The 25,547-nt window shown below is 72.3% G+C and carries 18 protein-coding genes; 12 read left to right on the top strand and 6 right to left on the bottom strand.

Annotated features, from left to right (window positions below; all coding sequences use genetic code 11):
• The first annotated feature begins 104 nt into the window (after positions 1 to 104).
• Entirely contained in the window at positions 105 to 824 is a 720-nt protein-coding gene (locus AC1DWH_RS18160) for a hypothetical protein (protein ID WP_477094868.1), read from the top strand.
• A gap of 3 nt (positions 825 to 827) precedes the next feature.
• Here the strand turns inward: AC1DWH_RS18160 and AC1DWH_RS18155 are convergent, their stop codons facing one another.
• Genes AC1DWH_RS18155 through AC1DWH_RS18145 form a run of 3 tightly spaced genes read right to left on the bottom strand, consistent with a single transcriptional unit; the run spans position 828 to position 2,763 of the window.
• Complete coding sequence (locus AC1DWH_RS18155; protein ID WP_477094867.1) at positions 828 to 1,187, bottom strand: hypothetical protein; 360 nt, start codon at positions 1,185 to 1,187, stop codon at positions 828 to 830.
• Between the two features lie 47 nt (positions 1,188 to 1,234).
• Positions 1,235 to 1,594: a hypothetical protein gene (locus AC1DWH_RS18150; RefSeq protein WP_477094866.1), complete on the bottom strand. Its 360-nt coding sequence runs from the start codon at positions 1,592 to 1,594 to the stop codon at positions 1,235 to 1,237.
• Positions 1,594 to 2,763, bottom strand: a complete 1,170-nt coding sequence (locus AC1DWH_RS18145) for a hemopexin repeat-containing protein (protein WP_477094865.1) — start codon at positions 2,761 to 2,763, stop codon at positions 1,594 to 1,596. The genes AC1DWH_RS18150 and AC1DWH_RS18145 overlap by 1 nt, the downstream gene beginning before the upstream one ends.
• 113 nt (positions 2,764 to 2,876) lie before the next feature.
• On the opposite strand from AC1DWH_RS18145, the gene AC1DWH_RS18140 reads away from it, so the two are divergent.
• The 9 genes from AC1DWH_RS18140 to AC1DWH_RS18100 are packed head-to-tail and all read left to right on the top strand — an operon-like array spanning position 2,877 to position 20,896.
• Complete coding sequence (locus AC1DWH_RS18140) at positions 2,877 to 3,632, top strand: M64 family metallopeptidase (RefSeq protein WP_477094864.1); 756 nt, start codon at positions 2,877 to 2,879, stop codon at positions 3,630 to 3,632.
• Between the two features lie 51 nt (positions 3,633 to 3,683).
• Positions 3,684 to 6,110 carry a hypothetical protein gene (locus AC1DWH_RS18135; protein ID WP_477094863.1) on the top strand — a complete coding sequence of 809 codons (2,427 nt, stop codon included), beginning with the start codon at positions 3,684 to 3,686 and terminating at the stop codon, positions 6,108 to 6,110.
• 13 nt (positions 6,111 to 6,123) lie between these two features.
• Positions 6,124 to 8,442, top strand: coding sequence for a hypothetical protein (locus tag AC1DWH_RS18130; protein WP_477094862.1), 2,319 nt, complete (start codon positions 6,124 to 6,126; stop codon positions 8,440 to 8,442).
• A gap of 4 nt (positions 8,443 to 8,446) precedes the next feature.
• Positions 8,447 to 10,774 (top strand): hypothetical protein, encoded by a 2,328-nt coding sequence (locus AC1DWH_RS18125; protein ID WP_477094861.1) that lies wholly within the window; start codon positions 8,447 to 8,449, stop codon positions 10,772 to 10,774.
• 16 nt (positions 10,775 to 10,790) lie between these two features.
• Positions 10,791 to 13,667 carry a hypothetical protein gene (locus tag AC1DWH_RS18120; protein ID WP_477094860.1) on the top strand — a complete coding sequence of 959 codons (2,877 nt, stop codon included), beginning with the start codon at positions 10,791 to 10,793 and terminating at the stop codon, positions 13,665 to 13,667.
• Entirely contained in the window at positions 13,664 to 14,308 is a 645-nt protein-coding gene (locus AC1DWH_RS18115) for a hypothetical protein (RefSeq protein ID WP_477094859.1), read from the top strand. The genes AC1DWH_RS18120 and AC1DWH_RS18115 overlap by 4 nt, the downstream gene beginning before the upstream one ends.
• A gap of 28 nt (positions 14,309 to 14,336) precedes the next feature.
• Positions 14,337 to 16,748, top strand: coding sequence for a hypothetical protein (locus tag AC1DWH_RS18110; RefSeq protein ID WP_477094858.1), 2,412 nt, complete (start codon positions 14,337 to 14,339; stop codon positions 16,746 to 16,748).
• A gap of 3 nt (positions 16,749 to 16,751) precedes the next feature.
• On the top strand, positions 16,752 to 18,935 hold the full coding sequence (locus tag AC1DWH_RS18105; protein ID WP_477094857.1) for a hypothetical protein: 2,184 nt from the start codon (positions 16,752 to 16,754) through the stop codon (positions 18,933 to 18,935).
• Positions 18,936 to 18,937: 2 nt separating this feature from the next.
• Positions 18,938 to 20,896 (top strand): hypothetical protein, encoded by a 1,959-nt coding sequence (locus tag AC1DWH_RS18100; protein ID WP_477094856.1) that lies wholly within the window; start codon positions 18,938 to 18,940, stop codon positions 20,894 to 20,896.
• On the opposite strand, the gene AC1DWH_RS18095 is transcribed toward AC1DWH_RS18100, so the two are convergent.
• Together AC1DWH_RS18095 and AC1DWH_RS18090 are read right to left on the bottom strand one after the other, a co-directional pair.
• Positions 20,883 to 21,260: a nuclear transport factor 2 family protein gene (locus AC1DWH_RS18095; RefSeq protein ID WP_477094855.1), complete on the bottom strand. Its 378-nt coding sequence runs from the start codon at positions 21,258 to 21,260 to the stop codon at positions 20,883 to 20,885. The genes AC1DWH_RS18100 and AC1DWH_RS18095 overlap by 14 nt on opposite strands.
• A 5-nt stretch (positions 21,261 to 21,265) precedes the next feature.
• Positions 21,266 to 21,625, bottom strand: coding sequence for a cupin domain-containing protein (locus tag AC1DWH_RS18090; RefSeq protein WP_477094854.1), 360 nt, complete (start codon positions 21,623 to 21,625; stop codon positions 21,266 to 21,268).
• 103 nt (positions 21,626 to 21,728) lie between these two features.
• On the opposite strand from AC1DWH_RS18090, the gene AC1DWH_RS18085 reads away from it, so the two are divergent.
• The gene (locus AC1DWH_RS18085; RefSeq protein ID WP_477094853.1) at positions 21,729 to 22,337 is read left to right on the top strand and encodes a TetR/AcrR family transcriptional regulator; all 609 of its coding nucleotides are present in this window, start codon (positions 21,729 to 21,731) and stop codon (positions 22,335 to 22,337) included.
• Entirely contained in the window at positions 22,334 to 23,005 is a 672-nt protein-coding gene (locus AC1DWH_RS18080; protein WP_477094852.1) for an AIM24 family protein, read from the top strand. Before AC1DWH_RS18085 ends, AC1DWH_RS18080 begins: the two co-directional genes overlap by 4 nt.
• 25 nt (positions 23,006 to 23,030) lie before the next feature.
• Here the strand turns inward: AC1DWH_RS18080 and AC1DWH_RS18075 are convergent, their stop codons facing one another.
• Positions 23,031 to 25,367 carry a P-loop NTPase fold protein gene (locus AC1DWH_RS18075; protein ID WP_477094851.1) on the bottom strand — a complete coding sequence of 779 codons (2,337 nt, stop codon included), beginning with the start codon at positions 25,365 to 25,367 and terminating at the stop codon, positions 23,031 to 23,033.
• Between the last annotated feature and the right edge of the window lie 180 nt (positions 25,368 to 25,547).

Here is a 25,547-nt window from a genome sequence, read left to right as displayed (position 1 = left end):
CCCGGCCGCTACGGCGTCCCAGGCCAGAGCACGTCCGGGCCTCTCGTGGGCGTGCCGTGGCGCCGGCGGGAGGCGCCGTGAGACGGTGACCGCCGGGGGTGACCATGGACGACGTCGCGGAGGCCGACGAGACTGCGCCGACGGCTGCGACGGCTGCGACACCCGAGTCGGGCTGGTTCCGGCATCTCGACCTGATCGCGACCGCGCTGCTGGCGCTCGCCACCGTCCTGACGGCGTGGTCGGCGTTCCAGAGCAGCCAGTGGAGCGGGGTCCAGGCCGCGGCGTACAGCGCGGCGTCGCGCGAGCGGGCCGAGTCGAACCGCGCCCAGACCCTCGCCGGCCAGCAGACGATCATCGACGTCATGCTGTTCACGGACTGGCTGGCGGCGCTGCACCAGGAGGGCGGCGTCGCCGTCGTGCCCGACCCGTACGTGCCCGACCCGGCGACGTACTCGGGATTCCTGTTCAACCGCTTCCGCCCGGAGTTCCAGCCCGCGGTGAAGTCCTGGCTCGCGACCGACCCGCTGGTCGACCCCACGGCGCCGCCCACGCCGTTCGCCATGGACGACTACGTGCTGGCGTCGGCGACGGAGGCGACCCGCCTGGAGAAGGCGTCCGACCGGTCGGCGACGGTCGCGCGGGTGGCCATCGAGCGCAAGGACAACTACGTCCTGGCCACCGTCCTGTGCGCGTCCGTGCTCTTCTTCTGCGGCATCGGCTCCAAGCTGGGCTCGCCGCGGCGCCGCACCACGATGATCGCGATCGGCGGCGTGGTGCTGCTGACGACCATCGGCGTGGTGCTGACGTTCCCGGTCCAGGTCTGACGCTCAGACGAGCTGCGGGCTCCCGCCGTCCGGGTCCTCCCGCAGCTCGGCGGGCCACGTGGCCGTCTCCTCGCCCAGGGTCACCGCGATGGTGTCGGGCACGAGCCCGTCCGGGTTGGCGAACGCGAAGTCGGCGACGGCCGTGACCGAGATCGTCTCCAGGTGGTAGTACGCGCCGTCGGCGGGTGCCTCGAGCACGGGCAGCTCCTGGTCCCCGACCCGCAGGCTGACCGCGACGGGCTGCCCGGCCAGCTGGTCCACCTCCCCCACCGCGATGCTGACGTGCAGGCGGGCCACCCCGTCGGCGTTGCTCTCCAGGGTGGGCAGGACCCAGTGGCCGCCCACCCGCTGCGCCTCGTTCATCAGGCCGTCCTCCGCAAGAAGTACACGCGCCGGGCGGTCATGGCCGGTCACACCATCGGGAAGTCGCCCGGACCCTGGTCGGCCGCCGGGAGCTCGGCGGGCCAGGTGGCGGACTCGCCCCCGAGCGTGACCGTCACGCTCTCGGGGGTCAGGCCGTCCGGGTTGTCGAACGCGAAGTCGGCGATCGCCGTGATGGCCAGCGTCTCGAGGTAGTACCAGGCGCCGTCGGGCGGCGCCTCGCTGACCGCCAGCTGCTGGCCGCCGGCCTGCAGCGCGACGGCGACCGGTTGCCCCGAGAGGACCTCGGTGTCCTCGACGGACACGCTCACGTGCAGCCGGACGGTGGTCCCCGTGCTCTCGATGGTGGGCAGCGTCCAGCGCCCACCGAGCATCGTCGAGATGTTCATCAGGCGGTCCCCCCGCAGCTCACGGACCAGCTCGACGTCTGCAGCACCTCGGTGCTGGTGGCCGGGTCCACGGCGTCGCCGCGGAAGTCCAGGTTGACCGACAGGACGGTCCCGGTCCCCGCGCCGATGCCCGGGTTGTCGATGCCGCGGAACGCGCAGCCGGTCTGGAAGTCGGGCGTGAACTGGCTGGTCTGGAAGACCTGGCCTCTCCGGTGCCCGTAGAACAGCTGGGTGCCGCCGGCGGGCAGCTGGATCCCGTCCTGCTGGAAGTTGTCACCGGACGCCCCCGGCGCCGGCGCGGGCAGCATGGCGGGTGCGGGGCCCCCACGCGGATCGGCCAGCAGGTGCGTCTTGACGGCGCCGTTGACCCGGAACTGTCCGCGCACGTACTGCCGGTACTCCCCCACCGCGCACGTGGTCGGGTAGGGCGCCGCGTCGAAGTCGATGTTCATCTCGAAGCGCTCGCCGAACCGGGTGCCGCCCGCGAACGGGGTCGACGTGCAGCCGGCACGGTTCTCCGGGACGCGGAACCCGGCCGGCTGGACCGCCGCCATCGGCCACTCGACCGCCGCGGTGATCCCGGAGGTGAAGACCCCGGGCCACGCCGCGCTGATCAGCCGCGGGTAGCCGGGGTCGAACGCCTTGGTCGCCTGGTCGACCCGGCCGTAGCTGTCGCCCTTGAACCAGTAGACCTTGCCGTTGCCGTAGTTGACGACGGCGTCGATGTCCTTCTCGAACATCGTGCCGTCGACGCCGCCCCAGTTGCCCTTGATCGGCTTGGGGTAGCCCGGGTCGAGCGTGTCCCCCGCGATGTCGTGGCGGATGTACTGACCGCCCTTGAACAGGTAGGCCTTGCCGTTGCCCCAGTTGACGGCGGCGTCGATGCCCCCGTCGAAGGCGCTGGTCGCGGCGTCGGTCCACGCACCCGCGATCGCCTTCGGGTAGCCCGGGTCCACCGCGTCGAGCAGCACGTCGAACCGGTAGTACTGCGCGCCGCTGAAGAAGTAGACCTTGCCGTTTCCCCAGTTCAGTGCGGCGTCGATGGTGGCGGGCAGGCCCGTCCACGATGCTGCGGTGACCAACGGGTACAGCGGTAGCACGTTGTCGATCGCCGTGTCGTAGCGGGAATAGGTCGTCCCGCTGAAGAAGTACACACGCTTGGCTGTCATCACGCCCCCTTGCGAATCCGAGTCAGCATGTCCAGTTTCAACCCATTCGGGTGATGGTGGCCATGCCTGCTCGGGTGGTAGTCCGGGTGAATCGCCTGCGCCATGCTGGGCCTGTGCCCGCCGCCCGGTTCCCCACCGTCACGGTCCTGGACAACGGCCCGCCGGACCGGCGCTTCGACATCGCCGTCCTCGGCGACGGCTTCCCGGCCGACGAGCTGGGCGTGTTCGCGGACGCGGTGCGGGCCCTGGTCGCCGAGCTGCTGGCCACCGAGCCGTTCGACCTGCTTCGCGCCCTGGTGAACGTCCACCGGGTCGACGTGGTCGGGCCGGCGACGTCCCGGCTCGACGGCCGGCTGCTCACCGTCGACGCCGACGCCGCGCTGCGGGTGGCCCGCCGGCACGTCCCCTCCGCGGACGCCGTCGTCGTCCTCGCCAACCGGGCGGAGTACGGCGGGTCGGCCGGCACGATCGCCTGCCTGACCCGGCACCCGTGGGCCGCCGCGCTCGGCGTGCACGAGCTGGGGCACGCCGCGTTCGACCTCGCCGACGAGTACGGGCACGAGGGCCGGCACCCGGGCCCGGAGCCGCACCGCCTCAACGTCACGCTCGAGCCCGACCCCACCCGCCGACCCTGGGCCGACCTCCCCGGTACCGGCTCGTTCGAGGGCGGCGACGGCTACGCCGCGGGGGTCTACCGGGCGCAGCAGACCTGCCGGATGCGCAACCTCGCCGACCCGTTCTGCGCCGTCTGCGCACGGGAGATCCGCCGGATCCTGCTCGCGCACAGCCGCGGCATCGCCCTTACCTCATATGGGGACATTTCGCCCTCCCCCAAACGGGTGGTCGGGGATAGATTCGACGAGGCGTGACCCCCGGCGACGTCGCCGGACCGGGCCTCGCGCCGTTGTCAGGGGGCTCTGATGCAGTCGATTCCGGTGTTCGACACCATCGAGGGAATGACCGTTTTTCGGGACGACGACGACTTCGCGCACTTCTACTACCTGCCGCGGACGCTGCGCATCGCCACCGGCCCGGACGGCAAGCCGATGTTCACGTTCCTCAAATACCAGTTCCCCGTGGAGCACGTGGACGGCGAGGAGAAGGGCGGCGGCTACCTCGTCTTCACCACCGAGCTGGTCGAGGACCCCGAGTTCCTCGAGACCAAGGTCCGGCCCAAGCTGGTCGACCGCATGCGCGCCGAGCGCCCCAACGAGTCGCAGCTGCCGCCGCCCAAGCTCACGTCGATGGACTTCATCGACGGCGAGGTGCGCCTGCTGATCATGAAGGACGACAAGTTCGTCGCCGAGGTGCAGACGGGCAAGCCGTCGCTGTTCGCGCAGAACACCGCGTCGTACGCGGTGGAGCTCAAGACGCTCGGCGCCGACCTGTTCTACCAGGCCCTCAAGAAGGGCGCCGGGGTGGGGATCGTCGAGTACTCGCTGTCCTTCGACACCCGCCTGCCCGCCATCCACGTGTACGCGCACTGCGACTCGAACGAGGTCAAGGACGTCGTCATGACGTACACGACGTCGGAGGTCACCGACGGCAGCGTGTGGGGCGACGACGTCTCCACCGAGGCCCACCGCACGTCCATCAGCGAGACCATGGAGTCGCAGGGCCTCATCACCCTGAACATCGACAAGGGCTCGAGCCAGATCAAGGACGACGACGTCGAGGCGCTGCGCGCGTTCGCGTTCGGCAAGATGGACGACTGGCTCAAGGACCACTTCCTCAAGGGCGGCAGCTTCGCCACCGCCGCCGACCGCGAGAACCAGTGGATGAGCTTCATCCACGAGAGCACGCACCAGGTGTTCAACCTCGACCTCGTGCAGCGGGACGTCGTCGTGCGGCAGTACAACCCGAGCGCCACGATCGCGCCCGCGTTCATCGGGGCGCCGATCGACGACGTGATCCTCGACATCGACCTGGGCACCGCGGAGTGGTACTTCAACACCCTCACAGTCACGATCGACACCAACCTGGACTTCGACGTCTACGGCGACATCGTGCACAGCGTCGTCGGCCACGTCTCCTACACGGGCCAGAAGGACGGCCGCGACATCTCCAAGCGCGAGAGCTACACGTTCACCAAGGAGGACCACGCGCCCAAGACGTTCACCACGCGCCTGGCCAAGGTGAGCGAGGACTCGTACACGGTCGACGTCGACGTCAACTACAAGTCCGGCCCGGTCACCACGACCCGCCTGTACTCGGAGTCCACCCACCTGCGGGACTACACGCTCAAGGTCCCCAACCCCGGGGTGATGGCGCTCAAGGTCGCGGCCAACGACAAGAACGCGTTCGACACCCAGAAGCTCACCTCGATCGAGGTGGAGATCGGGTACGGCGACCCGGCCGCGAAGGTGCCGGACGTCGTCGACAAGGTCATCCTCACCAAGGACGCGCCCGAGGTGGACTACCGCCGGGTCATCTACGCACCCTGGACCGCGCCGTACCGGTACCGGTTCACCTACGTCACCACCGACGACGCGTCCGGAAGCCAGCGGATCACCACCGACTGGTTCACCGGCGACCACGACGACAACGCGCAGTCGGGGTACCTGTCCGTCTCGACGCCGTTCGACGACGGCTTCCACCTCTCCGTGGTGCCGACCGTCGACTGGTCCGAGGTGCAGACCGTCATCGTCGACCTCGCGTACGAGGACAAGGCCCACGACTACCAGCAAACCCGCTCGCTGCAGTTCGCCGAGTCCACCCTCTCCGCCCTCGCTCCCCCGCAGTGGCGCTTCATGCTCCGCGACCCCGACGCCCGCGCGTACCGCTACGCCACGAAGATCGTCGGCAAGGACGGGTCCGTGGTCAGCAAGGACTGGGCGCCGGCCGAGTCCGACGCCTCGACCCTGGTGGTGGGCAACGCCCGCGGCGGCGTGGTCAAGGTCAGCGTCGACCCGTCCGACACCGGCGTGGGGACCGCCCTGCGGCGCGTCGTGGTGCGGCTCACCTACGACGACCCGCCCAACGCCGTCCACGACACCCAGGCGCTCGCGTTCTCCGACGCCACGCCGCAGGTCTGGTCGGTCACCCGCTCCGACGCCTCGGTGTCGCGGTACACGTACGACATCGACTACGTGCCGGCCGTCGGCGAGCCCGTCTCGGTCAAGGGCCTCACCGGCACCCTCAGCGGAGCCTCCGACTTCCTGTTCCTGCCGGCACCACCGGCTCCCCCGGCACCGCCCGTCCCGCCGACTCCGCCGGTCGTCGACACCCCGACGCCGCCGACCCCGGTCCCCGCGCCCCCCGTGCCGACGCCGCCCATCCCCACCCCGCCGCCGGTCCCCGACCCCGGCCCGCTCCCGGCCCCGCCCGCGCCCGCACCGCAGCCGTGACCACGGTGCCGTCGTGCTGTCCCTCGCGCCGCCCTACCCCGTCGTGGACGGGTACGCCCTGCTGCCCGACCACGCCGACCCCGGCCTCTGGTACGTCCTGCCGTCCGCACCGCAGCTCGCGGTCCACGACGGCATCCCCGCCCTCTCGCTGACGCAGTACCTGGGCGGCGGCGCTGCCGCCGCCAAGGTGTCCGGCGGGATCCTGTCGCTCACCACGCAGCTGATGGTGCCGCCCGACGTGCTCGAGGCCCTGCCCGCTCGCCTCGCGGACGTGCGCGGGGTCCACGGCACCGGGCTGCGCGTGGTGCCCGCGCCGCTGGAGACCGGCTCGGTCGAGCTGGTGGTCCTCGGGCAGACGAGCACGCCCCCGAAGGAGGGGTCGGCGGCGCCCGGCGGCACGTTCGACGTCCGGTTCGCCGGCGGCGGCCGCCCGTCGATGGGCGCGACGACGGACGCCACGTTCCAGCTGGTGCTCAACGAGGCGGCGGCGGAGATGATCGGCGCCTGCCTCGACCTGCCCGAGCAGCCGGTCATCGTCACGTACGCCATGACGTTCGCGGCCCTGCGCCCGGCGTTCACCATCGACATCCACGCCGACTGGGCGAAGGTCTACTCGTCGCTGAAGACCAAGCTGACGACCAACGCCTGGTACGTCGCCGCCGACGTCGAGACCGCGATCTCGAAGGCGTTCGAGGACTCGGGCATCCGGATCGACACCGTGGTCGAGGGCACGGGCGAGGGCGCCGCCGCGGCCGCGGAGCGGACCCGCACGCAGCTCACCGACTGGGTGCTGGACAAGCTGTTCCAGCCGATGATCCCGCCGCCCAGCACGGGCGAGCAGATCGCCGCGGTTGTCGACGACGTGGTGTCCAGCCTGAGCCGCGCGATCATCCCGGGGGCGTCGTTCCGGCTCAAGGAGGTCGACGAGAACTCGGTCCGGCGCATGGACCTGCGCGCCCGCGAGCGCGTCGCCGAGGTCCGGGACCTGCGGCCGCAGGGCACGCTGGGCGGCCTGCTGAACGCGCTGCGGCTGGACGAGAAGGGCAAGGTCCGCCCGACCTGGCCCGCCGTGCGGCAGCACCTGGTGCAGGAGGTGGAGCTCAGCGGGTTCCCGCGGCTCGAGGTGGGCGTCGAGGTGGTGGACCGGTTCGCCTCCGACCGCCTGCGGTCGGTGCAGGTCGAGGTCGCGCGCACGCCGCTGGATGCCGCTGCGCAGCCGACGGTCGATGCGGAGCTGACGTTCACGGCCCCCGGCCAGCACAAGGACTGGGTGGTGAACCTGCTGGAGGAGGCGGAGCGCGAGACGGTGTGGGACCGCCCGTACGTCTACCGCGTGTCCGCCGACTTCGACCCGTCCTCGCCGGTGCGCCCGCCCGGCGCGGCGGTCTCGGCCTGGCGCACCCGGCAGTCGACGGACCTGGTGGTGGACCCGCGCGAGGCGTACGCGGTGACCGACGTGACGGTGACCGTGGCGCCCCTGTTCTCGTTCGCGCTCTTCCCGGCGGTGACCGTCGAGCTGCACCCGGGGTCGGCGTCGGACGCCCCGGCGACAGCCCGCGTGCAGCTCGACGCGCAGAACCCCCTGCAGCACTGGCTCTTTGCGTCGCTCCCGGACGACGTGAGCTACTCCTGGCGCACCACCTACCACCGCCCGCCCGAGGCCGGCGGTGACGTGGTCTCGCCGTGGTCGTCGGCGATCGAGCCGTTCTGCTCGCTGCCCGACCCGATGCCCGAGAAGCTCACCGTCACGTTCTTCGTCGACCTGCCCTGGGCCGAGCTCGCCGCGGCGCTGCTGCAGGTCCGGTACGAGGACGAGGCCGCCGGGGTGCGGTACCCGGAGGAGACGATCCGGCTGGGCGCGGACACCCCGAACATCAGCCGCACGTACTCGATCACCGCCGGCGGGTCGCGGTCGGTGGCGTACCGGCTGACCCTGCAGCCCCTGGTCGGCGCCCTGGTGGACGGGTCCTGGCGGGCGGCGACGGACGACCGCGTGATCGTGGACCGCCGGCTTGTCGAGGAGCGCCAGGTCGTCGTCAAGGTGCTGGGCACGCTGGCGGAGCGCAAGCTGCTGCGGGCCGCCCTCCGGCTGGAGGTGCGTGACCCGATGGACCAGCACGTGCGCGCCTCGGCGGACGTGACCCTCGTGCCCGGCACCGAGCAGTCGGCGGCGACGCCGTTCGTGTACCGGCTGGGCGACCCACCGGTGCGCCAGGTGTGGTGGCAGCTGACCACCGTCGACGCCAACGGCTTCGTGTCCGTGCAGCCGTGGGGGTCCGGCACGAGCGACCTGCTCGTCGTCGACGTCCGCTCCGCGACGGTGAGCGGGTGACCCGGTGCTGAGCCTCGAGAAGCCGCCGACGAGCGTCGGCAACCTCACCGTCTTCGCGGACCACGCCGACCCCGCGCAGTTCTACTACGCCGCCCCCGAGCCGACGATCGCGCGCACCGGCGGCCAACCGATGTTCGACCTGTTCACGTACGCGGTCGAGCTGGCGCAGTCCCCGCTGAAGGGCACGACGATCCCGGCGGAGCTGGGCGCCGGGTTCCTCACCATGGGCGTCGAGTGCACGCTGACCGCCGCCCAGCACGCCGCCGCCGTGCAGAAGCTGGCCGGCCTGCTCGACCGCGACCCGGACACCGTCTCACTGTCCGCCATCCCCTACGTCCGGGGGTCCGTCTCGGTCATCGCGCTCGACCTGGCGACGGTCGTCCCGCCCGGCGGTCCGACGATCACCCCGGGCCGGCCACGGTTCGTCGAGAGCATGGTGGGCGGCGGGACGCCGTCCCTGCTGGGCGGGCTGCGCTCGATCTTCTCGTTCGGCCTGAGCCAGGACGGCGCCACCTTCCTCGAGGCGTTGTTCGCGGACGGCGCGGCACCCATCGGCGTGGTCTACGACCTCACGTTCCTCGGGCTGCGGCCGAGCGTTCAGGCGCACGTGCACGCCGACGTCTCGCAGGTGTACCGCGAGCTCGGCGGCTCCGCGTCGGTGGGCTGCCCGTACATCCGTGCCGAGGTCGAGGGGACGCTGAGCGACCTGGTGCAGAAGGGCGTCGTCACCGTCGAGCTCACGTCGCAGGCCATGGGCGAGGAGGCGCAGCGGAGCAAGGAGCTGGCGCTGTCCCTGTTCAAGGACAAGATCATCCAGGAGCTCTACCAGCCGTCCCCGGGCATGCCGAACCTCACGATGCCCGCCATCCCCGGGATGCCGCCCGCGCAGGCCCCGAAGACCTCGATCGTCACGCTGTCCCTCAAGGCGAAGAAGGCGGAGGAGCTGCGGGTCGTCGACTACGACTTCTCCGAGCGCTCGCCCGAGGAGCGCACGCACGCGCCGCAGGGGTTCCTGGCCACGCTGCTGACCAAGGAGGAGGTGGCCGCGCGGACGCACAAGGTGGACCTGGCAAGCGACTTCTTCGAGCTGCTCGAGGTGCTGGTCACAGGCCCGGCGGCCGAGGAGATGGCGGCGCTGTCGCTGACCAGCGTGACCGTGGACCTGGTGTATGGGAAGCCCGGCGGCGCGGTCCCGCCGGAGACGGGCAGCCTCGTGTTCCGCCCGGGAGGGCCGACGGACCTGACCTGGGCCGTGCGACGCAAGGGCCGCCCGACGTTGTCGTACACCGCGGCCGTGACGTACGAGTTCACGCGGTCCGGGTCGGTGGACGCCACGTCGCTCACGTACTCGACCGGTCAGCGGCCCGAGAGCGGGCGCACCCTGTCCGTCCGGCCGTACGACGACCTCGGCGTGCTCGACGTCGAGGTGGACACCGGCCACCTGGGCTCCGGCGTGCAGGACGTGGACGTGACGCTCGACTACCTCGACAAGGCGACCGGGTTCACCGCCCACCAGCAGATGCGCCTCGCGGTGGACCCTGTCACGCCCGTCGAGCAGCGCCGCTGGCAGGTCCGCACCGGCCCGGACGCCGACCGGCACTACACGGCCGCGGCGGTGCTCACGTTCGACGACTCCAGCGCGCTCACGCTGCCGCCCGTGGTCACGGACGACTCCCTGCTGCGGGTGGACGGTCCGTTCCACGGCACGAGGTCGCTGCTCGTCCAGCCGAACGTCACCACGGAGGACGTCTCCTCGGTGACCGTCGAGGTCACCTACGACGACGACGCCGCCGGGTACCACCGCCGCTTCACGCGCACGCTCGGCCCGACTCCCATGCCGCCGCCCGTCGACGGTCAGGCCGCGCCGCCCCCCGTTCCCGTCGCGCTGCGCTGGCAGCCGGTGACCCTCAGCTGGCCGGTGCTCGACGCGGCCGCGCAGGAGATCCGGTACCGCGTGACCACCGCGGCGGGGGGCGTCATCGACACCACCGACTGGGAGAAGACCACCGACCCGTCGATCCTGGTGGGCAGCACCGGCAGCCGGATGCGGACCGTCGAGGTGCGCCTGGTCGGTCCCCCGCTCGCCGAGGCCGGGCTGGACGCGGTCCAGGTGCGCGTGGCCGTCGCCGGCGCCCCGGACGACACCGCCGCCAGCGCGTTCTTCGACCCCACCACGGCGGTCGCGCAGACGCTCAGCCTCGCCGCCGGCCCGGACGCACCGGCGGGCTTCCGCTCGCAGACCACGAGCTTCCGGGCCGACGGCACCCAACGCCAGTCCGCCTGGACCGACAGCATCGGACCGTTCATCGCGGTCTCCACCCGCACCGTCTGACCCAAGGAGAGACGCCATGCTGAACCTCGAGAGCAGGATGGAGATCCTCGGCATCACGGTGCTCGCGGACGCCGACAACCCCAAGGCCTTCTACTACCTGCCGGCCAACCCGCACATCAGCCGCGACGCCAACGGCCCGCTGTTCGACCTCTACGCGTTCCGCAAGGGCGGTGACGCCTCCGAGGCCTACGCGGGCGGGTTCCTCGCGATGACGGTCGACGTGGGCCTGGGCGGCCTGTATGGCTCGATCCTGTCCAAGCTCAAGGCCCGCGCGGGCGACGACGTGTCCCTGACCAGCGTGCCGTACTCCAGCGGCACCGTCCGGGTGGTCGGCCTCCAGCCCGGCGCCGCGGCCGCGCCCGGAGCACCCGTCGCCGCCGGACCGCGGTTCGTCGAGGAGGTCATGAGCTCCGGCACCGCGTCGCTGGACGGCGACAACCGGTCGATCATCTCGATGAGCCTGACCGAGGACGGCGCCGCGTTCTTCCTCGGCGTGCTCGGCTCGACGGCCAACGCCCTGCCGATCGGCGTCGTCTACGACCTCGAGTACGTCGGCCTGCTGCCCGCCTACAGCCTGAGCATCACCATCGACATGAAGTCGTCGTACGAGTTCATGGAGAAGCGGTTCACGGCCGGCACGGTCTTCTTCAAGGCCGACATCGACTCGATCACCGAGGAGCTCACCAAGAACCAGAGCATCACGATCAAGGAGACGGCCCGGCTGCTCGAGATGTCGACGCCCGAGGGCATGGCCGCCCGTCAGCGGCAGATCGCGGACCTCGTCGCGACCCTGTGCAGCGGCGCCCTGTTCCAGCCGACCCTGGTGCCCGGACAGCCCGCCGTCGCCGGCAACCTCATGGTGGCCACGCAGCCGAACCCGCCCTTGTCGACGACGGGGACGACGACCGGCACGACGACGGGGACGACGACCACGGGCACGACCGGCACCACGACCGGCACCACCGGAACCACCACCACCGGCACGGCCACCACTGGAATCACCGGGACGACGACCGGCACGACTGGCACGACCACGGGCACCACCGGGACGACCACGGGCACCACCACGGGCACCACCGGCACCACGGGGACGACCGCGGGCACGACCGGCACGACCACCGGCACCACGGGAACCACCGGCACCCCGACCGGCACCACGACCACGCCCACCACGCCGAAGAAGGAGGACCCGCCGCCGCCGCTCGAAGACCACTCGGCCACGCCGACCACGACCACGGCGACCACCAAGCCCGCGACCACCACGACGCAGCCGGTCACCAAGCCCGCCACGACGACCACGCAGCCGGCGACGACCAAGCCGGGAACCCAGCAGACCGCCACGACGCCGGGCACGCAGGCGCCGGCGTCGGGCGCCACGGAGGTCTGGGACAAGATGGGCCGCCCGCAGGTGGCGTTCGCCATGAAGTCGGTCAGCCAGACGGAACGCAAGACGATCACGTACAACCTCGAGCAGGTCACCGCGCAGGCCCGGCACGTGGCCCCGCAGGGACACCTCGGGACGATGGGCAGCCTGGGCGAGCTGGCACAGCGGGTGCACGTCATCGACCTGAACAACCCGTTCTTCGAGCGGCTGCCCATCCACGTCGACTGCGCGGACGTCGACTTCGCGGCGCAGGGCGTCAACCAGATGACGGTCGAGATCCGGTACGGCCAACGGCCCGACGGCACCAAGCCGAAGGACACCGCGTCGGCGATCCTGCGGACGTCGACGGACGTCAAGGACCTCGAGTTCTTCGTGGACGACAAGCGCGACCTGTCGTACGAGTACCGGCTGATCATCGACTACAAGGCGGACTTCGGCGTGGGCGTGCGCCAGACGCACGTCGAGGGGCCGTGGACCACGACCGAGCTGCGCAGCCTGTCCGTGCATCCCCGCTGGCTCGGCGTCATGATCCCCGCGATGGTGCAGCTGGCGCCCAACACCCCCGACGACATCACGGAGGTCCAGGTGGCCGTCCGCTACCAGCGGCCGGACGCGGGGGTCGACGACGGCGCGCAGATCCGGCTGGGCCCCGACCACCGCAGCGAGCTGGTGAACCTCCGGCTCGTCGCGGCCGGCGACCAGGTCACGTTCACGCCGACGGTCTTCTACGCGGACGGCACCCGCGAGGACCTCGCGCCCGTCGTCCTGCCGAACTCTCAGGCCGAGGACGCGCTGGTGGTCGCCGTGCCCAAGGCCGACCGGGTGGACGGCGACGTCATCCTGGTCGACGCCCTCGGCGAGCTCGCGCGCGTCGTCGTCGACCTGCAGGTGGCGCAGAAGGGCAAGGTCGTCGAGTCGACGAGCCTCGAGCTCTCCGGCGCGGCCGGCCGTACACCGTGGTCGGTCCGGCTGCCCGAGCGGGACGTCCCGGCGACCGTCCGCTGGCGCCAGCGCCTCACGTACGCGGACGGCGGGGTCGAGACGGGCGAGTGGGTGGACGCCACGACCCCGGCGATCGTCGCCGGCATCCCGGCCGAGGGCGTGCTCAAGGTCGACGTCCGGTACATCGGCCCGCTGCCCTCCCAGCTGGGCCTGGCCGGGGTCGTCGTCGCCCTCTCCTACGCCGACCCGGGCGGCGACGCGGCGTTCACGCAGAACGAGTCGCTGTTCTTCGACGACGCCGCCGCGGCCCAACCTCAGGAGTGGCGGGCCCGGCTCAAGGACCGCTCCGCGCGCCGGTACAGCTGGTCTGTGACCTCGCTGCTCGCGGACGGCTCGCAGGACTCCACGAAACCCGCGACCGCCGACCAGGACCAGCTGTTCGTCGTCCCCCCGGCACCCAAGGTCCCGGTGACTCCGGTGACTCCGGTGACTCCCGTGACTCCGGTGGCGACGCCCACGCCGGTCGCGCCCCAGCCCGTGCCGCCGGACCCGGGCGGCACGCCGTGATCGACCTGGCCGCACCGCTCGTGGTGCCGGGCGCGGTCCGCGCGTGGCGCGACGACACCGACCCGGGCCGGGTCTGGGCGTGCGCCGCCGGGCCGCGGTGGGTGGTCGCCCCCGACGGCGGACCGGACGTCTCGCTGGTCCTGTACCGCCGCGGCACGGGACCCGTCGAGGGCGGCACCGCGACCCTCGGCGTCGACCTGGCGCTCACCGCCGCGGAGCGGGACGCCGTCGTCCGCGCGGCCACCCCGACGGCCACGCGCGGGAGGCCGACCCCGCCGCCGCCGGTCCTCGCGCCCCCCGAATGGCTGACCGGCACGGTCCGCATCGACCTCGCCGACGGGGTCACCGTCTCGACGGCACCCTCCCTGCTCGGGGACAACCGCGCGACCGTCGTGCTCACGCTCGACGCCACGTCGGCACCCGCCGTCGCCGCCGCCTGGGCCACCGACCTGCCCGACGCGCACGCGGTCGCCGACCTGCAGGTCCGGGCGGTCCGGCGCTCGTCGGCCACGGCGTCCGGGCCCACGGTCAGCGTCGCCGTGGACGTCGCCCAGAGCACCGAGGAGCACCTGACGCTCGAGTCCGACCTGCACCTTCCGGCCGCCGCCCGTATCTCCCGCCTGTCCGACATCCACCTCTAGGCATCACAGCTCCGAGAGGACCCGCACCATGCTCAGCTTCTACGACAGCCTCACCGTCCCCGGCCTGGAGAGCGTCACCGTCTACCGCGACGACGAGGACGCGTGCCGCTTCTACGTCATGCCGTCCACGCCGCGCATGGCCCGGGACGACCAGGGGCAGCTCCTGCTGCAGCTGATGATCTACGCGCGCAACGTGGACACCCTGCCGCCCGAGGAGCTCGAGGCGCAGCGCGGCTGGATCGCGGCGTCCGTCGAGCTGCGGCTGACCGACGCGGAGATGGACCAGGTCCGGGCGTACCTCAAGGACGTCATCAACACCGGTCGCTTCCTGTGGTTCGCGCGCTTCTACTCGCTCGACCTCGCGCCGCGGGAGCCCAAGATCACGCTGCCCGCCGAGTGGATCTCGGGCGACGTCGCGCTCTCGATGCCCTCGCCGGGGGGCTCCAGCACCATCACGACGTCGAAGCCCTCGCTCATCGGGACCAACGTGGCCACCCTGGCCGGGGACCTGAGCCAGGACGCGTCCGAGCTGGCCCGGCAGGGGGTGCTCAAGGGCGGCCTGCCGATGGCCGTGAACTACACCAACCTCACGTTCGCGGCGCGGATCCCGTCGATCACGGTGCGCATCCACGGCGACCGCAGCTCGTTCATGCAGGAGGCGATCAACCGCTACCAGAACGTCCACGTCGAGCACACGCGCACGACCGACGAGTACCTGGGCGGCCTCATCACCTTCACCTACGACTACTACCGGCGCTGGACGACGCCGGGGGTCACGATCACGCAGTTCCAGAACGACACGCAGTCCATCACGCTCGACATCGACGACTCCGACTTCCGCACCGACCCCGACTCGGTGGCCATCCGCGCCAAGTTCGAGGAGATGGCGATCAAGATCTTCACCGAGTCCGTGGTGCCGTCGATCATGAAGGGCGCCGAGGAGCAGATCAAGGCGGCCCGAGAGGCGATGGCCAAGGGCCAGGACCCCACCAAGCCGCCGCCGGAGATCTCGTGGCAGGAGATCACGTCGACCGTCACCGGCACGGTCGACATCACCTTCTCCAAGTCGGCCGTGGTGCAGATCGCCAAGAACCCGAACGGCGCGCTGGCCAAGGACCTGACGCCCGAGGAGATCACCAAGGCCGTCACGTACCTCGACCTCAGCGACCCGTACTTCAAGGAGCTCTTCCTGCGGGTGCACGCGAACGTCAACTTCGAGCAGGACCCGGTCTACGGGCTGAAGGTCAACGTCGAGTACGACCAGCAGGACGACCAGATCCCGCGGCCCGTGAAGGGCGCGAAGTCGATGCTGTTCACCACCGCCGACGAGGTGAAGACGTTTCGCCAGATCCTCGCGCGCGGGGCCGACGGCAAGACCAAGGACGAGTACCGGTACTTCTCCGAGATCATCTACAAGGAGACCGGGCAGACCATCCGCGTGCCCGCCACCGGCTTCCTGCCTGGCACCGGCAGCGAGCTGATCATCAGCTACCGCTCGCTCGGCTTCGTCAAGGTCGGCGTCACGCTCGGGCCGCAGCCGGCCGAGGTGGTGTCCGTGCGGATCGCGTTCACGTACCCGCGATCGACGGCCCAGTCGGCCAGCCAGACGATCGAGCTGACGCCCGCGTCCCCGACCGGCCGGTACTTCACGTACACGGGCCACGACGGCGACCCGGACCCGTACACCTACGCGGTGACGTACGTGCTCGCCGACGGCCAGCAGATGGACGTCGCCCCGCAGACCGGGCGCTCGGAGGTGCTCTCGATCGGCAACCCGTTCGAGGGCCGGACCACCGCGACGTTCGTGGCGCAGGGCGACTTCTCGGTGGTGGACAAGGTCATCGTCGACGCCTCCTACGACGACGCCGACCACGACCTGCGCCTCACCCACCATGCCGAGCTCGCCACCAACGCCGCGTCCGACGCCTGGTCCGTCGCGCTGCGCGACCCCGCGAAGACGGCCTTCAGCTACCGCACGACCGTCCTGTTCAAGAACGGCTCGAGCGAGCAGCACGGCCCGACGCCGGCCGTGCTCGGCGAGACGGTGCTGGTCGGGGTCGGGGCGACCGCCGCGCTCGAGGTCATGCTGGTGCCCAACATCGACGACCGGACGTACTCCTCGGCGATCGTGCAGATGGAGTACCACGACCCTGCCGGTGGCACGCAGACGCAGAGCTACCAGCTGACCAACGCCTCGCCGCCGCCCGTGTTCCGGGTGCTGCTCAAGGACGCCGCGGCCCGGTCCTACCGCTACCGCATCCAGCTGCTCGCGCTGGGCAACGGGCAGCCGTGGGACTCGGGCTGGAAGGACGGCACCGACAGCGTGCTGCTGGTCCGGGCCGACGCCGCCGCCACGCCGCCTCCGGTCACGCCCGCTCCGCCGGCCGGTCCGGCCGTGCCCGGTCCGGGGACCGTCACCCCGCCGACCCCGGTGGCCTGAGCCGTGGCCGACAACACGATGGCGATCGCCGGACTGTCCGGCGAGACGTGGCAGCTGGCCCGGTCGCAGACCATCGCGACCTCGGTCAGGCTCTCGATGCTCCAGCACGCGGCGCTCGTCGTCGGCGGGGGCGGCCCCACGTTCGCCGCCGGCCAGGAGCCCGTGCTCGACGGCACCGCGTACACGGCGACCGACGGCACGGTCTACTTCCGGCCCGAGCTGATGGTGGCGCCCCGGCAGAGCGGCCTGCACGTCGGCCCGGACGTCTGGTTCCTCAAGAACGACGCCGGCGAGTTCAGCCTCCAGTGGACGCTGTCGACGGCGCCGTTCGCCGCGAACCCCGCGGCCGTCCCGCTGCCGTTCACGATCACCGGGGTCCACATGACGTGGGGGCAGGGCTCGTTCGACTTCGCGTCGCCCGGGCTAGAACCGGTCGCCGGGGTGGGCTACCTGGTCCACGGCGGGGCCGGGCCGCTCCTGCGCGCGCAGGCGAACGCGTTCGAGGCGGCGCTGAGCCAGACGGGCTCGGGCTGCCAGCTCGAGGTGACGTACACCTACGACTACACGGTCCAGGTGCCGGTCGACGGCGGGCAGTCGCCCACCGGTCCGGTGTTCGACGGGCCGATCGTCCGCGACCACCGCCACCACGTGCTCGACGACGCCGTCGTCCGCGACCACCGGTTCGAGCAACGCGTGCAGCTGTCCCCCCAGGCCGACCTCCAGCCCCTCGACGTCTCGGCGGCCGTCGTCGCGGCCGACGTGCCCATCGCCTCGATCACCCGCCGGTTCGACTCGCGCATCAGCGAGGTGCTCGCGGGCCAGGACCTCACTGCCATCATCGCCGCGCAGCAGACCACCTCCGAGAACCGCACGCAGACGGTCGTCCGCCGCGTCCCGTTCGTGTTCGACCCGCACGACGAGCAGAACGCGGCGATCTACCACGCCCTGCACGGGGTGCCGGACCTGACCGACGAGTGGGTGCGCGGCGAGGCGGGCTGGATGCGCGGATCGGGCCAGGACAACACCGTGTTCCGGCTGCCGGACGACCTGCGCCTGGCGTGGGACGCCGAGCTGGGCGGCCCGCACATGATCCCCACCCTGCACCGCACGTCCACCGGCGACATGCGCGTCCGTCTGCTGCTGCGGCTCGCGCCGTGGCACGACGCCCGCAAGCTGGCCACGCTGCGCAAGCTGATCGACAAGCCGGCTGCGACCGTCCTCATCGGCGAGGTGGACAAGTCGATGCTGCGCATGGGCGGCTCGTTCCCGGAGGAGCTCACGGTCGTCGGGAACGCGGACGCCCCCGCGCCCCTGACGGGCCTGGACCTCACGCTCGACCTGTCGCTCGCGTACTACCAACTGTTCTGCGAGCAGATCACGACCCCGATCGGTGTGCCCGGGACGGTCGACGTCGTCCTGGCGACGTCCCCGCCGGCGACCGAGGGGGCGCAGGCCTCGGTGCAGGCCACGACCGTCGCCGTCCAGTTGCGCCTGGACCACGTGGACGACCTACCGTGCACGGTCGCGCTGCCCGCGGTCTCGTCGCCGCGCACCGTCACGGTGACCAACACGTCGGGCGTGGACATCACGGTCGGTGGCGCCGAGGTCACGCTCCTGCAGATCGACGAGGAGTCCGTGAGCCCGATCGACACGTGCCCGGCCCGCTGCACGGCGACGTTCCCGCTGACCATCCCGAGCACCGGGTCGGTCGAGGTGTCGATCGAGCCGGTGGACGACGCCGCGACGCCCGACGCCGCGATGATCTGGAACGGCGTGCTGTTCGAGCTGGTCGACAAGCGCCTGATCACCACGCCCGACCAGATGCTCAAGCACGTGCACGAGCTCGCCGGCGCCTCGGACACGAGCCGCGACCTGAACGTCACGTCGCCCGTGTTCGCCACGGCCACGGTGCCGGACCGCTGGAAGACGCTGGTCAGCATCGAGGTCGAGGTCACCCCGCCCGGGGCTGCGCCGACGTCCGTGGTGCTCAGCCCGACCGCCCCGACCAAGACCATCGCCGCTCGGATCACGCTGCAGGACGTGGCCGCCGGGGCGCCCGGCGGCATCACGTCCGTCGGCTTCCGCGTCCGCAACAACTACGCCGACCACCAGGGCCAGTGGACGGAGAGCCAGCAGCAGTCGGGCACGGACCTCGTCGTCTACCCGAACGCCACGCCGGGCGACTGACGGTGCCGACCGTCGAGGTGACGGTCAGCGCGGCCGTGCGTCGCCTCGCGCAGCTCGCGCACCGGGGCGGCACGTGGACCGACTTCTGGCTCGACCCGGGTCCGTCCTCGTCGTGGGTCACGGGCTACGTCGGCCTGGCGCTGGCCCACGCGGCCGACGACGACCGGCTCCACGCCGATGTGCGCGAGCTCGCCCGCCGCACCGCCGACCGGGCCGCCGACGCGCTCCTGCGCACCTCGCGCGACGCCGCCTGGGGCTGGTCCCCGACGGTCCGGCCGGACGCCGACTCGACGGCCTGGGCGGTGCGGCTGCTGTCGGCCACGGGTCGGACCGTCGACGCGAGGACGTGGGCCTTCCTCGACGAGCACTCCGGCGCGGACGGGGTGCGCACCTATGCCGGCTCGCACGCCGCGGGCCGCTGGTCCGACGCGATGTCCGAGGTCACCGCGGCCGTGCTGATGGCGCAGCACGAGGGCGGACTGCTGTCGCGCGAGCAGCTCGCCGCCCGGTGGGTCGAGCGCTTCGGCGCGGACCGCGCCTGGTCGAGCCACTGGTGGCCGGGCACCGCGCACCCGACGGCCCTCGTGCTCAGCGCGTGGCAGCTCGCCGGCCGTCCCGCGGGGAGTCCCCCGGTCGAGGTGCCGGCGACCGGCGACCCGGCCGACCTCGTGCGGATCGCGGCCGCGCTCGGCGTGCCGACCCCCCTGGACCGGCTGCTCGCGGGCGCCCAGCGGAACGGGCAGTGGCCGGGCTCCACGGTCCTGCTGGTCCCCGCCGCCCACACCGGCCACGCACCCACCCGCACGACCGACTCCCGCGGCGCCTTCACCACGGCGACCGCGCTCGACGCGCTCCTGGCCACCCGCCCGTGGCCGTCGGTACCAGCACGCCGACCTCCCGCCCGTGCCCGCGACGACCGCTGGGACCCGGTCGTCGCCGACGCCGCCGTCAGCCAGGGCGTGGACACCGCCGTCGCGCGCGCCGCCTTCGGTGCGCTCACCCGCGAGAGCCTCGCCGCGCCCTCGCCGTGGCCCGCCGAGCAGCTGTCGTCCCTGGCCGCCGGGCTTCCGGTCGAGCTGTCGGTGCAGCTCGCCGCGCACCACGACCCCGCCCTCCGGCTCGCCTGCGAGGTGGGCGACCCCCGCCTCGCTCCGCACCGGCGCGCGCGCTCCGGCCTCGCGGCCGTGGCCCGGACCGCCGACCACCTCGGGCTCGGGGACGCCTGGCACGCCGCCCGGCCCGTGCTCGCCCAGCTCACGGACCGCGACCTGCCCGTCCCGGACGGGAGCCGGTTCTGGCTCTGGGGCGGCCTCGACCTGCACGCGGACGCCTCGACGACCCTCAAGGCGTACGTGTCGATGCACGGCGGCGACGTGCCCGGCTGGCGGGCGCGCGAGTCCGGTGCCCTCGTCGCGGCGGGCGTCCCCGACGGCGCCCCCGTCCACGACGCGACCGCGTTGCTGGCCACCTCGGGCTGGTGCCAGCAGATCGGGGTGGGCCTGACGGCCGACGGCCGCTGGGGGCTGAAGGTCTACTACGAGCTCAGCGGCTGGCGCCCCGAGCTGGTCCGCGAGGTGCTCGCGGCCTGCCGGCTGCCCGACGAGATCGCGAGCCTGACCCCGGAGGTGCCCGGCGTGCTGCGTGCCTCCCTGGCCGCCCGGCAGCGCGCGGGAGTCTCGCTGCGGGTCGACCCGGCGACGGGCGCGGTCGGCGAGCTCACGGTCACGTCCGCGTTCCCCCCGCCGCTGGTCGGGCGCGACGAGGTGGACGCGCGGGTGCTGCGGTGGCTGGCGACGACCGGCGCCGAGACCGCGCCGCTCGCCGCGCTGCTCGCCGCGGTGGCGCCGACCTGGCGGGACGCCCCGCCGCTCGACCGGCGCCTGAGCCTGTTCACCCGCAGCCTGAGCCGCACGCGGACCGCGACGACGGTCTACGTGCGGCCGGGGCTCACGCGAGCGTGACCCACTGCGCCCGCCACGCGGGCGCCTCGAACGGCTCGGCCCAGTACGCGGTCTCGCGCGCGATCTTCCCGTCCCGGAGCTCGAAGATGAACGTGCTCAGGAACACCGGACCGTCGTAGTCCAGTCGCGCCTCCAGTACGACCAGGTCGTTCTCGGCCAGCAACCGCCGCGGCGTGATCGTCGGCAGTCCCGGGAACGCGCCGTAGACGCCGCGCCGGGCGTCGCCGCCGACGACCGTCTCCCCCGACTGCGGCCAGTCCATCACCGCGTCCTCGTGGAACAGGTCGTCCATGACCTCGATCTTGCGGTCGTTCAGGCACTGGACCAGCCGTTCGACGACGGCCTTGTTCTCCGCCACGCTCATCGTGATCACCGCCTGCGCGCGTAGTCGCTGGCGCCGTACCAGTCGACGACCACGACGGGTTCGTCGCCGAGCACCCAGGCGTCGTGCCCCTGTGGCAGGGACGTGACGTCGCCGGCGCCCGCCACCATCTCGGTGCCGTCATCCATGCGGATCGCCAGCCGCCCGCTCACGTGGTACTGGAAGTGCGGCGCCTGGCAGCTCGGCGTGCCCGCGATCGGCTTGACGTCGACGGACCAGCGCCAGCCCGGGTCGAGCACCAGGCGGCCGATCTCGCTGTCCCCCACCGTGACGATCTCTGCTCTGCCGTGCGGGAACTCCCGGATCTCGTCGGGCGCCTGGAACGTCTTGTGCGCTGTCTCCTGCATCGGTCCGGCCTCCTCGTACCTCGGGCGTTCTGTCCTGATATGAGGTATCCTGACCTTCTAGTAGGTAGGTGTCAACGACTCTCACCCGCGGGGGGCAGCCGGCATGACCCAGACCGAGGCGCGCGCGACGCCCGACACCCGCACGCGGATCCTCGACGTCGCCGAGCGCCTGGTGCAGACGCGCGGCTTCAACGGGTTCAGCTACGCCGACGTCGCCACGGAGCTCGGCATCGCCAAGCCGAGCCTGCACTACCACTTCGCGACGAAGGCCGACCTCGGCGAGGCCCTCATCCACCGCTACGCGCAGCGGTTCGCGGCCGCGCTGACCGTGATCGCCGAGCGCCCCGACGACGCCCGACGCAAGCTCGACGCCTACGTCGCCCTGTACACCGACGTCCTGCGCGACCAGCGGATGTGCCTGTGCGGCATGCTCGCCGCCGAATACCCCACCCTCCCCGAGCCCATGCGGGCGGCCGTCACCACGTTCTTCGACGACAACGAGGCGTGGCTCGAGCAGGTGCTCGACGCGGGGCGCGCGCAGGGAGCGCTCCGGCTCACGGGACCGTCGGACGAGGCCGCCCGGATCATCGTCGGCGGGCTCGAGGGGGCGATGCTCGTCGCGCGGTCGCACGGCGACCCCACCCGCTTCGAGACCGCGGCCGGCCGACTGCTGGCGGACGTGACGGGCGCCGCCGATAGCATCGAGCGATGAGAGGCTCCCTGTTCCAGAACGCCGAACGCTCCACCGCACCCGGCAGCTTCGTCCTGCAGAACGAACGGATGCTCAAGGTCGACCTCGCCGGCACCGGCGGGTTCTTCTACGCCAAGCAGGGCTCGATGGTCGCGTACCAGGGTGACGTCGACTTCGCCTACCAGGGCAGCGGCGGGGTCTCCAAGATGTTCAAGAAGGCCTTCACCGGCGAGGGCATGTCGCTCATGAAGGTGTCCGGCAGCGGGGACGTGTTCCTGGCCCAGGACGCCGACGAGATCTTCGTCCTCGAGCTGGAGAACGAGAGCGTCACGGTCAACGGCACGAACATCCTCGCGTTCGAGAGCTCCCTGACCTGGGACATCCAGCGCGTCGAGGGCGCCTCGATGATCAGCGGCGGCCTGTTCAACACGACGTTCTCCGGCTCCGGGGCGATCGCCGTGACGGCCTACGGCACCCCCGTCGTGCTCAACGTGGACGTGCCGACGTTCGTCGACGTGCAGGCTGCGGTGCTGTGGTCCACGTCGCTGACGTCGAGCGTGCGCAAGACCGCCAAGCTCTCGGCGGCGATCGGTCGAGGGTCCGGCGAGGCGTACCAGCTGGGCCTCTCGGGCCAGGGGGTCGTCGTCGTGCAGGCGTCCGAGGGGCACCCCCCGCTGCGCCAGTCCTGACCGCCCGAGCCGGGCAGAGTCGGCGTCAGCCCGGACCCGTGGCCGGCGGTGGGTACCCGCAGCACCGCATCACGCGCTCCAGGTCCAGCGGGCCGCCCTTGTCGGACCGCACCACCACCCGCACCTCGGGATCACGCAGCAGGCCGCTCGGGTGGCCCGGTGCGTCGACCAGCGCGAGGTCGCCGTCGGGCAGCTCGCCGCGGACCCACTCGGCGAGCGCCGGCCACCGGGTGGTCACCACGGTCCAGAGGGCCAACGTCTTGGGCTCGGGCGGGTCGAGCTCGCACAGCCGCGCCGCGAACGCCACGTTGTACGCCATGAGGAACCGCTTCGTCGCCCGCGGGTTCGGCTCGAGCAGCTCGGCGAACTCCTCGAGGATGTGACGCTCGCGCTGCCTGCGCTCCGGATCGTTGCGGCGGGTCTCCAGCACCTTCGCGGCCACCTGCTGCCGCTGGACCTCGTCGACCCCGCGCGCCTCGCCCATGAGGTCGGTCATCCGCTCGTCGAGCGAGTCCGCGCCCACCTCGGACGGCGCCTTGGCGATCCGGTCCAGGAGGTCGTGGAGGTCCGCGGTGGGGTGGGGCGGCGTGACGTTCAGCAGGCCGGACAGGTAGCCCTTGACCTGGGTGCGGTTGAGCGTCGGCAGCTCGATGCGCAGCTGGAACAGCTTGTCCAGGAACAGGTGCCCCAGCGGCCGGCCCGGCTCGCTCACGTACGGCGAGAAGACCTTGTACGCGTCCTCGTAGGCCGCCCGGAGCCAGCGCCCGTCCCCGACGGCCAGCACGACCAGCGCCGGCATCCGCTTCTGCTGCGGAGCACGCCGGCGCGGTCGCTCGGGCCCCTTGCGCAGGAGGGTCTGCACCGCGTCGAGCAGCTCCACCGCGAACCGCTCGTTGCACCGGTCGAGGTCGTCGAGGACCAGCAGGACGTTCTTCGGACTCTGCTGCCGGACCGCCCAGATCTGCTCGGAGACCTCCTCCATGGGGTTCTCGTTGAGCCGCTCGTGCACTCGCGCGCCCTGCAGCGAGTCGAGGGAGAAGAACTTGCCGAGCAGCCCGCCGATCGCCACCGTGAAGGCGACGACTCCCGTGAGCACCGTCATCGTCGGGCCGACATCGCCCTGCACCAGCCACAGCACCAGCAGGATCACGACGACGACGGCCGGGGGCAGCCAGATCCGCCAGAGCCGGCGCGCCGCGGTGACGAACCGGCGCCACGAGAACCGGATCCTGCCCCGACGATCCATCGACTCCCGGACCCCCGAGCGCAGATGACCCAGGAGCGCCCACCACGCGGGCGACAGCTGCGACGACCGCCACGCGTCGAGGGTGATCACGGTCCAGCCCGGATCGTCGCCCTCCGGCACGGAGAGCTCCTGGCCGATGAACCCGACCAGGCTGCTCTTGCCCGCGCCCCACGGAGCATCGAGGTGGACCGCGAACGCCTCGTCCGACCGGTCGTCGCTCGCCGCCAGCTCCCGCAGCAGGCTCGCGACCTCGGCCGCCAGGCTCGCGCGGCCGAGCTGGTCGGCCGACGCAGGCTGGTCGTGCACCAGCCTCGTGCGACCGGTGGACGTCTCGTCCACGACGGCCACGGGCGGCGGGGCGCTCGGCTCAGCCGACGAGAGCGGGTCGTTCGGCCCCGCCTCCGACGACGGGTCCACGAAGGAGGACGTCGGCGCGGTCGGCTCCGCCGCCGACGTCGGCTGCGGCGACGGGGCCTCCGCATGGACGGCGAAGCCCGGGGCGGGGGCCGACGACGACTCCGGCTCGGCAGCATGCCCGACCGACGACGCCGCCAGCGCGGCGATCTGCTCGCTGCTCACCTCCGCGCCGAGCCGGGCCATCAGCGCGTCGACCAGGAGCTTCTCGAGCCACCCGTCGAGGACGACCTGCTCGGTCTCGGACCGGGCGACGACGCGCAGCCTGGCGCCGGGCGCCGCCGTCCGGATGAACCCGTCGACCAGGCCGCCGAGCGCCGCTTCCGGCTCGAGCCGCCCCAGCCCCGAGCCCAGCACGGGCGTCACCACGACGTCGAACCCGTCGTCCCGCGTGGCCTGCCCGAGCTGCTCGGCGATCTGGACGATGACCTGCGGCTCCGCCGGCTCGCCGCCCGCCCCGACCGTCGCGGCGACCGCCACGTTCCGCGCCGACGACCCGCGGTGCACGGGGACCATCACGAGCCGCCCCAGGCTTGCTCCGTCGACCGGGAGGGTGACGCCGAGCCGCGTGAGGTACGAGTGCCACGGCTCGCCCAGGGTGCCGCTCGCGGTGGCCGGGAGCACGAGGAGGTCCGCCCGCAGGGTCAGGGCGTCGCCGACGACGACGTCGACGAACGGGATCTCCGGACCGGGATCGTCCACGGCTCCCCCACGCGCGCCCGCCCGCCCGCGGGCCACGTCCGCGCGCTGCGCCGCCCGGTCTGCCCCTCGATGGTGACAGGTCGGGCGGACGCCGGGCAACGACGCCCGGGTCCCCGCGACACCCCTGGGACAGGGCGGAAGGCCCGGGGGGATCCCCCGGGCCTTCCGTCCAGCACGTGC

The organism is Cellulomonas sp. P2_F12, assembly GCF_056403775.1.
Note: the sequence above shows the minus strand (reverse complement) of the source record. Positions and strands in the feature narration are given on the sequence as shown.

What these genes read in the sequence shown, in the direction of transcription:
- AC1DWH_RS18160 (WP_477094868.1), top strand. Translation starts at nt 105, where the DNA reads ATGGACGACGTCGCGGAGGCCGACGAGACTGCGCCGACGGCTGCGACG.
- AC1DWH_RS18110 (WP_477094858.1), top strand. Translation starts at nt 14,337, where the DNA reads ATGCTCAGCTTCTACGACAGCCTCACCGTCCCCGGCCTGGAGAGCGTC.
- AC1DWH_RS18120 (WP_477094860.1), top strand. Translation starts at nt 10,791, where the DNA reads ATGCTGAACCTCGAGAGCAGGATGGAGATCCTCGGCATCACGGTGCTC.
- AC1DWH_RS18150 (WP_477094866.1), bottom strand. Translation starts at nt 1,594, where the DNA reads ATGAACATCTCGACGATGCTCGGTGGGCGCTGGACGCTGCCCACCATC.
- AC1DWH_RS18095 (WP_477094855.1), bottom strand. Translation starts at nt 21,260, where the DNA reads ATGAGCGTGGCGGAGAACAAGGCCGTCGTCGAACGGCTGGTCCAGTGC.
- AC1DWH_RS18155 (WP_477094867.1), bottom strand. Translation starts at nt 1,187, where the DNA reads ATGAACGAGGCGCAGCGGGTGGGCGGCCACTGGGTCCTGCCCACCCTG.
- AC1DWH_RS18090 (WP_477094854.1), bottom strand. Translation starts at nt 21,625, where the DNA reads ATGCAGGAGACAGCGCACAAGACGTTCCAGGCGCCCGACGAGATCCGG.
- AC1DWH_RS18085 (WP_477094853.1), top strand. Translation starts at nt 21,729, where the DNA reads ATGACCCAGACCGAGGCGCGCGCGACGCCCGACACCCGCACGCGGATC.
- AC1DWH_RS18080 (WP_477094852.1), top strand. Translation starts at nt 22,334, where the DNA reads ATGAGAGGCTCCCTGTTCCAGAACGCCGAACGCTCCACCGCACCCGGC.
- AC1DWH_RS18145 (WP_477094865.1), bottom strand. Translation starts at nt 2,763, where the DNA reads ATGACAGCCAAGCGTGTGTACTTCTTCAGCGGGACGACCTATTCCCGC.
- AC1DWH_RS18135 (WP_477094863.1), top strand. Translation starts at nt 3,684, where the DNA reads ATGCAGTCGATTCCGGTGTTCGACACCATCGAGGGAATGACCGTTTTT.